We start from the raw sequence: 8842 nt of genomic DNA, 5'->3' as shown, positions 1-8842 counted from the left end.
CGCCTCGTCTCGCGCCTCCGCGCCACCTTCCAGGTGGAGCTGCCCCTGCGCGCCCTCTTCGAGGCCTCCACCCTCTCCGTACTCGCCCAGCGCATCGACGCCGCCCTCCAGGCGGGCCAGGGTGTCTGGCTGCCTCCGCTCACCCGGGCGCCCAGGACGGACGCGCTGCCGCTGTCCTTCGCCCAGCAGCGCCTTTGGTTTCTCGACCAGCTCGAGCCCTCCAGCGCCGCCTACAACATGCCCGCGGCTCTGCGCCTCACGGGCGCCCTGGAGGTCTCCTCTCTCCAACGCGCCCTCTCCGAGCTCGTCCGTCGCCACGAGTCCCTCCGCACCTCCTTCCGAGACACCAACGGCCGGCCCGTGCAGGTCATCTCGCCGCCCGGGGACTTATCGATACCGGTGGTGGACCTGTCCGCCCACGCGGCGCGGGAAGCCGAGGTCCGACGCCTCGCCGAGCAGGATGCGAGCTCGCCCTTCAATCTCGCGACCAGCCCACTGCTGCGCACCACCCTGGTGCGGTTGAGCGGCTCCGAGCACGTGCTGCTGCTCAACATGCACCACATCATCACCGACGGCTGGTCCATGGGGGTGCTGGTGCGTGAGGTGGCCGCCCTCTACGAAGCCTTCTCCGTCGGCCAGCCCTCGCCCCTGCCCGAGCTGCCGGTGCAGTACGCCGACTTCGCGGTGTGGCAGCGCTCGTGGCTCCAGGGCGAGGTCCTGGCGGCCCAGCTCGACTGGTGGCGCAAGCACCTGGAAGGCGCACCCGCGCTGCTGGAACTGCCCACCGACAGGCCCCGTCCGGCCACGCGTACCTACCAGGGGGCGACGCAGTCCATCACGCTGCCGCGCGAGCTGTCCGAGTCGCTGACCGCGCTCGGCCGCCGCGAGGGCGTCACGCCCTTCATGTTGCTCCTGGCCGCCTTCCAGGTGCTCCTGTCCCGCTACTCGGGTCAGGACGACATCACCGTGGGATCGCCCATCGCGGGCCGGCGCATGGCCGAGCTGGAGGGCCTCATCGGCTTCTTCGTCAACACGCTCGTGCTGCGCACGCGGCTGCACGGCGACTCCTCGTTCCGCGAAGTGCTGGCGAGCGTGAAGGAGACCACGCTCGGCGCCTTCGCCCACCAGGACATCCCCTTCGAGAAGCTCGTCGAGGAGCTCGCCCCGGAGCGCTCCCTGGGGCACTCGCCCCTGTTCCAGGTGATGTTCGCCCTGCAGAACGTCCCGGCCGGGGAGCTCCAGCTCCCAGGCCTCACCCTGCGTCAGGAGAATCAGGACAGCACCACGACGAAGTTCGACCTGACGCTGCTCGCCGCCGAGGAGCCGCGCGGCCTCCGGCTCACCGCGGAGTACAGCACGGCTCTCTTCGACGACAGCACCGTGGCGAGGCTGCTGGGCCACCTCCAGACGCTGCTGCGCGGCGCCGTGGCCCGGCCTGAGGCTCGCCTGTCGGAGCTGCCGCTCCTGGAGGAGCCCGAGCGCCACACGCTCATCCGCGAGTGGAATGGCGCCCGGGCCGACTACCCGCCCGAGGCCTGCCTCCACACCCTCATCGAAGCCCAGGTGGAGCACACGCCGGACGCGGTGGCCCTCGCCTTCGAGGGCGCGACGCTCACCTACCGGCAGCTCGACGAGCGCGCCAACCAGCTCGCATGGCACCTGCGCTCGCTGGGCGTCGGCCCCGAGGTGCGCGTCGGCCTCTTCCTCGAGCGCTCGCTGGAAATGGTGGTCGCCTTGCTGGCCACGTTGAAGGCCGGTGGTGCCTACGTCCCCTTCGACCCGGCCTACCCGGCCCAGCGCCTCGCGTGGATGCTCGAGGACACCACCCCTCCGGTGCTCCTCACCCAGCAGCACCTGTTGGCCAACCTGCCGCCCCACTCCGCCCAGGTGCTGTGTCTGGACACGGAGTGGTCCACCGTGGCCCGCCGGCGGGCGGACCGGCTCGCGCCGCTCGCGGGACCGGATGCGCTGGCCTACGTCATCTTCACCTCGGGCAGCACTGGCCGGCCCAAGGGGGCGATGAACGCCCACCGCGCCGTCGTCAACCGCCTGCTGTGGATGCAGGACGCATACGGGCTGACGGCGGCCGACACGGTGCTGCAGAAGACGCCCTTCAGCTTCGATGTGTCCGTCTGGGAGTTCTTCTGGCCGTTGATGACGGGTGCGCGGCTGGTGGTCGCGAAGCCCGGTGGCCACCAGGATCCGACGTATCTGGTGCGCCTCATCGCGGAGGAGACCGTCACCACCCTGCACTTCGTGCCCTCCATGCTCCAGGCCTTCCTGGAGGAGCCGGGGCTGGAGCGGTGCACCTCGCTTCAACGGGTGGTGTGCAGTGGCGAGGCCCTCCCCCTGGAGCTGGCGCGGCGCTGCCTTCAGCGGCTGCCCGGGGCGGGCCTGCACAACCTCTATGGCCCCACCGAGGCCGCGGTCGACGTCAGCTTCCACCCGTGCGTGCGCGACGAGCCGTACCACTCGGTGCCCATTGGCCGTCCCGTCGCCAACACGCAGCTCCGCCTGCTGGATGCGCACCTGCGGCCCGTTCCCATCGGCGTGCCGGGCGAGCTGTTCATCGGCGGCGTGCAGGTGGGGCGCGGCTACCTGGGTCGCCCGGAGCTGACGGCGGAGCGCTTCGTCCCGGATGACTTCAGCGACACGCCGGGCGCGCGGCTCTACCGCACCGGCGATCTGGCGCGCTGGCGCTCCGACGGCACGGTGGAGTACCTGGGCCGCGTCGACTTCCAGGTGAAGCTGCGCGGCTTCCGCATCGAGTTGGGTGAAATCGAAGCCGCCCTCCGGACCCTCCCGGACGTGGCCGACACCGTGGTGGTGGTCCGCGAGGACGGGGCCGCCGGCGCACGGCTGGTGGCCTACCTCGTGCCCGCCGCTTCCGTCGCCCTGGACACCCAGGCCCTGCGAGCCTCCCTGACGCAGCGGCTGCCAGGGTTCATGGTGCCCTCCGCCTTCGTCACGCTGCCTGCCCTCCCCCTGTCACCCAGCGGCAAGGTGGACCGCAAGGCCCTGCCCGCTCCGGAGGCTTCTCACCAGCAGTTGGAGCAGGCCTTTGTCGCGCCTCGGAACGCGATGGAGCTGGAGGTGGCCCGCGCCTTCGAGGAGGTGCTGGACCTGAATCCGATTGGCGCCCGCGGCCACTTCTTCGAGCTGGGAGGCCACTCGCTGCTGGCCACCCAGCTGGTCTCTCGCGTGCGCGAGGCCTTCCAGGTGGAACTGCCCCTGCGGGCGCTCTTCGAGGCGCCCACCGTGGAGCAGCTCGCGCTGCGCATCCAGGCCCGCCAGTCCACTCAGGTGGGGGACGCCCGGGTCCCCGCGCTGACGCGCGCTTCCCGCGACGGCGTGCTGCCGCTGTCCTTCGCCCAGCAGCGCCTGTGGTTCCTGCATCAACTGGAGCCTGGCAGCGCCTTCTACAACGTCCCCATCGTCCTGACGCTGAGGGGAGTCCTGTCGGAGGACGCGCTGGAGCGCGGCTTCCAGGAGCTGGTCCGCCGTCATGAATCCCTGCGCACCGTCTTCCGCACCGAGGGCGGCGCGCCCGTGCAGGTCATCCTCCCGGGAGGCTCGGCGCAACTGGAGCGGGTGGACCTGCGCGGCCTGCCCGAGGCCGAGCGTCAAGCCGAGGCGCGACGCAGGGCCGAGCAGGAGGCGATGCGTCCCTTCGACCTGGAGACCGGCCCGCTGCTGAGGACGACGCTGCTGAAGCTGGCCGCCGAGGAGCACCTGCTGGTGCTGGTGCAGCACCACATCGTCTCCGACGGCTGGTCCATGGGCGTGCTGGTGCGCGAGATGGCGGCCCACTACGCGGCCTTCCGCGCTGGCCAGCCCTCGCCCCTGCCGGAGCTGCCAGCGCAGTACGCCGACTACGCGGTGTGGCAGCGCTCGTGGCTCCAAGGGGAGACACTGGACGCCCAGCTCTCCTGGTGGCGCAAGCACCTGGAAGGCGCGCCCGCCGCCCTGGAGCTGCCCACCGACAGGCCCCGCCCCGCCATCCAGTCCTTCCGGGGAGCGCTTCACACGCGCGTGCTGCCGAGCGCACTGGCCGACTCGCTCCAGGCCCTCGGCCACCGAGAGGGCACGACGCTCTTCATGGTGCTGCTCGCCGGCTTCGAGGTGGTCCTCTCCCGGTACTCGGGGCAGGAGGACTTCGTCATCGGCACGGACATCGCCAACCGCAACCGCGCGGAGACCGAAGGCCTCATCGGCTTCTTCATCAACCAGCTGGCGCTGCGCGCCCAGGTGGGCGGAGACCCGAGCTTCCGCGAGCTGCTCGGCCGCGTGCGAGCCACCGCCCTGGACGCCTATGCCCACCAGGACCTGCCCTTCGAGGAACTGGTCAGGGTCATCAACCCCGAGCGGAGCCTCGGCCGCGCGCCCCTCTTCCAGGTGAAGCTGGTGCTCCAGAACCAGCCCACCACCGTCCTGAAGGTGCCCGGCCTCACCTTCACGCCCGAGGGCACCCACGAGGCCGCCTCGCGCCTGGACCTCACCCTCTCCATCATCCCGACGGCGCAGGGCCTGGCCTGCACGTGCGAGTACCGCACCGACCTCTTCGAGCCCGCCACCATCGACAGGCTGATGCGGCACCTGGGCACGGTGCTGGAGGCCGCCGCGGCAAGGCCCGAGACGCCGGTGTCCTGCCTGCCGCTGCTGTCCGAGGAGGAGCAGCGTCAGGTGCTGGTGGAGTGGAACGCCACCGCCCGCGACTTCCCCCGCGAAAGCTGCATCCACCACCTCTTCGAAGCCCAGGCCCGCGACACTCCGGACGCGGTGGCCCTTCGTTTCGGCGACGACTCGCTCACCTATGCCCAACTGGACGCCCGCGCCAACCAGTTGGCGCACCACCTGCGCTCACTGGGCATCGGCCCGGACACCCTCGTCGCGCTCTTCCTGGAGCGCTCCCTGGCGCTGGTGACGGCCATGCTCGGCGTCCTCAAGGCGGGAGGCGCCTTCGTTCCGCTGGACCCGACCTACCCTTCCGAGCGCCTCGGCTTCATGCTGGCCGACTCGGCGGCCCCGGTCGTCATCACCCTGGAGCACCTGGCGGACGAGCTGCCCTCGCGAGGTGAGCTGTACGTGCTGCTCGACGCGGATGAGCGGCTGCTCGCACGCCAGCCGCGATCGCCTCCTGACTCCAGGGTGACGGCCGAAAGCCTCGCCTACGTCCTCTATACCTCCGGCAGCACCGGCCGCCCCAAGGGCGTCATGGTCACCCAGCGGGGCATCGCCCACTACCTCGCGTGGGCACTCCAGGAGTACCGCGTGTCCTCCGGGCAGAGCGCCCCGGTGCATACCTCCGTCGCCTTCGACGCCACCCTCACCAGCCTCTTCGCGCCGCTGCTGGCTGGCGGCTCCGTGCACCTGCTGCCCTCCGGCAATGAGCTGGAGGCCCTCGCCCAGTCCCTCCGCACTCACCGCCACGGCCTGGTCAAGCTCACCCCCGCCCACCTCCAGGCCCTGCTGGACCTGATGTCCGCCCAGGAGCTGGCCCTCCAGGAAGGCACCTTCGTCGTCGGTGGCGAAGCCCTGCCCGCCGCCACCGTGGAGCGCTGGCGCCGGCTGGCCCCGCGTGTGCGCCTCATCAACGAGTACGGCCCCACCGAGACGGTGGTCGGCTGCTCCATCCATGACTTGAACGAGAGCGGCCTGGTCCATGGGGCCGTCCCCATTGGCCGACCCATCGCCAATACGGCGCTCTACATCCTCGATGCGAGGCTGCGGCCGGTGCCCGTGGGTGTCACGGGTGAGCTGTATATCGGCGGAGCGGGTGTCGCGCGCGGCTACCTGCGCCGGCCGGAGCTCACCGCCGAGCGCTTCATCCCCGATGCCTTCAGCACCGTGCCCGGTGCGCGGCTGTACCGCACGGGCGACCTGGCGCGCTTCCTTCCGGACGGCCGTCTCGACTTCCTGGGCCGCCGAGATGGGCAGGTGAAGCTGCGCGGCTTCCGCATCGAGCTGGGCGAGGTGGAGAGCGCCCTGCGCCAGTTCTCGCAGGTGCGGGAGGCGGTGGCGGTGGTGCGCGAGGACTCGCCTGGCGACAAGCGTCTGGTGGCCTACCTCGTCGCCCCGGGGGCGGACGTCTCGGCGCTCCGGGACGCCCTGCGCCAGAAGCTCCCCGAGTACCTGGTGCCCTCGGTGCTCGTGCTCCTCGACGCCCTGCCGCTGACGGCCAACGGCAAGGTGGACCGCAGGGCGCTTCCCGTTCCGGAGCTGCGCACGGCCGAGCCCGAGTCCTTCGCCGCCCCGCACACCCCCACAGAGCACGCGCTCGCCGCCATCTTCCGCGAAGTGCTGAACGTCTCGCAGGTAGGCCTTCACGATGACTTCTTCGAGCTGGGGGGCCACTCGCTGCTGGCCACCCAGTTGATCTCCCGCGTGCGCGAGGCCTTCCAGGTGGAGCTGCCCCTGCGGGCGCTTTTCGCGGCCCCCACCGTGGAGCAACTCGCGCCGCGCATCGAGACCCTCCAGGCCACTGGCGAGGGGGACGCCCGGATGCCAGCGCTGACGCGCGCCTCCCGCGATGGCGTGCTGCCGCTGTCCTTCGCGCAGCAGCGCCTGTGGTTCCTGCATCAACTGGAGCCTGGCAGCGCCTTCTACAACGTCCCCATCGTCCTGACGCTGAAGGGGGCCCTGTCCGAGGATGCGCTGGAGCGCAGCTTCCAGGAGTTGGTCCGCCGTCATGAATCCCTGCGCACCGTCTTCCGCACCGAGGGCGGCGCGCCCGTGCAGATCATCCTCCCGGTGGGCTCCTCGAAGCTGGAGCGGGTGGACCTGAGCAGTCTGCCCGAGGCCGAGCGTCAAGCCGAAGCGCGACGCAGGGCCGAGCAAGAGGCAGTGCGTCCCTTCGACCTGGAGACCGGCCCGCTGCTGAGGACGACGCTGCTGAAGCTGGCCGCCGACGAGCACCTGCTGGTGCTCAACATGCACCACATCGTCTCCGATGGCTGGTCCATGGGTGTGGTGGTGCGTGAGATGGGCGCCATCTATGAGGGATTGCGCCAGGGCCGGCCCGTGGCCCTGCCGGAGCTACCGGTGCAGTACGTCGACTACGCGGTGTGGCAGCGAGGCTGGCTCAAGGGCGCGGTGCTGGAGGAGCAGCTGGGCTGGTGGAAGCAGCACCTGAGCGGCGCGCCGCCGGTACTGGAGCTGCCCACCGACAGGCCGCGTCCCGCCTTCCTGTCCTACCGCGGCGATTCGTACCCCGTGCGCCTGCCACGCCGGCTGTCCGAGGCGCTCAAGGCCCTGTGCCAGAAGGAGGGCGTCACTCCCTTCATGGCCCTGCTGGCCGTCTACCAGTTGCTGCTCTCGCGCTACTCGGGTCAGGAGGACATCACCGTCGGCTCGCCCATCGCCGGCCGCCGGCGCGGGGAGCTGGAGGGCCTCATCGGCTTCTTCATCAACACGCTCGTGTTGCGCACGCGCCTGGAGGGCAACGTCTCCTTCCGCCAGTTGCTGGCGAGCGTGAAGGAGACCACGCTCGGCGCCTTCGCCCACCAGGACATCCCCTTCGAGAAGCTCGTCGAGGAGCTCGCCCCGGAGCGCTCCCTGGGCCGCACTCCGCTCTTCCAGGTGATGTTCGTTCTGCAGAACCTCCCGACCGGGGAGCTCCATCTGCCGGGCATCACCCTGCATCAGGAGAAGCAGGAGCACACCACGACGAAGTTCGACCTGACGCTCGCGCTCGCCGAAGGCCCGGACGGCTTCGGCGGCGGCCTCACCTACAGCACCGACCTGTTCGACCCGGCCACCGCGGCGCGCTTGATGCGCCACTTCCAGGTGCTCCTGGAGGCCGTCACCGCCCGTCCCGACACCGCCCTGCGGGAGCTGCCCCTGCTGACCCCCGACGAGCGCCACCAGGTGCTCGTCGACTGGAACGACACACGCGCGGACTTCCCCCGCGAGGCCACGCTCCACTCGCTCTTCCAGGCCCAGGCGCGGCGCACGCCCGGGGCCACCGCCCTCGTCTCCGAGTCCGCCACCCTCACCTACCGCCAGCTCGACGAGGACTCCACGCGCCTGGCCCTGCACCTGCGCTCGCTGGGCGCCGGCCCCGACACCCGTGTCGCCCTCTGCCTCGAGCGCTCCTGCGAGCTGGTCGTCGCCATCCTCGCCATCCTCAAGGCTGGCGCGGCCTGGGTTCCGCTCGATCCGGAATACCCCTCCGGGCGCCTGGCCTTCATGTTCAAGGACTGCGGCGCGAAGCTGCTGCTCACCCGCTCCGACCTGCTCCAGGCCCTGCCCTCCACCCAGGTCCCCCTCCTGCGGTTGGACGCGCTGGACGCACTGCCTTCGCCCCAGGGCATCGCCCTGCCAGAGCCCGAGGCCCTCAGCCCCGCCTACGTCATCTACACCTCGGGCAGCACCGGCCTTCCCAAGGGGGTCCAGGTGGCCCACCGCGCCGTCATCAACCACCTGCACTGGCGCCAGCGGCACTTTCCCATGGGGCCACAGGAGGCCTTCCTGCAGAAGGCCTCCTTCAGCTTCGACATCTCCGTCTGGGAGATGTTCGCGCCCCTGCTGACCGGGGCCCGGCTCGTGCTCGCCCGCCCCGGGGGCCAGAGAGATTCCGAGTATCTGGTGCGGACCGTGAGGCGCCACGCCATCACCCACCTGCACTTCGGCCCCGCCCCCCTCAGCGCCTTCCTGCAGACGCCGGACGTCGAGCACTGCCAGTCGCTGCGCTTCGTCTTCTGCGGCGGCGAGCCCCTCACCCACGAGCTGCACGCGCGCTTCGGCTCCAGGCTGAGCGCCCGGCTCGTCCACCAGTATGGGCCGACGGAGGCCTGCATCGACTGCACCGCCTGGGAATGCCCTCCGCCCCCCGTCTCCACGC

General features: G+C 71.0%; 1 protein-coding gene. It reads left to right on the top strand.

Features of this window, described 5'->3' with window-relative positions; all coding sequences use genetic code 11:
* Positions 1-8842: non-ribosomal peptide synthetase (locus HUW62_RS43190; protein ID WP_176437764.1), on the top strand; the 8842-nt coding region annotated here is incomplete at both ends.

Source organism: Myxococcus sp. AM011 (genome assembly GCF_013372595.1).
Lineage (GTDB): Bacteria > Myxococcota > Myxococcia > Myxococcales > Myxococcaceae > Myxococcus > Myxococcus eversor.
Note: the sequence above shows the minus strand (reverse complement) of the source record. Positions and strands in the feature narration are given on the sequence as shown.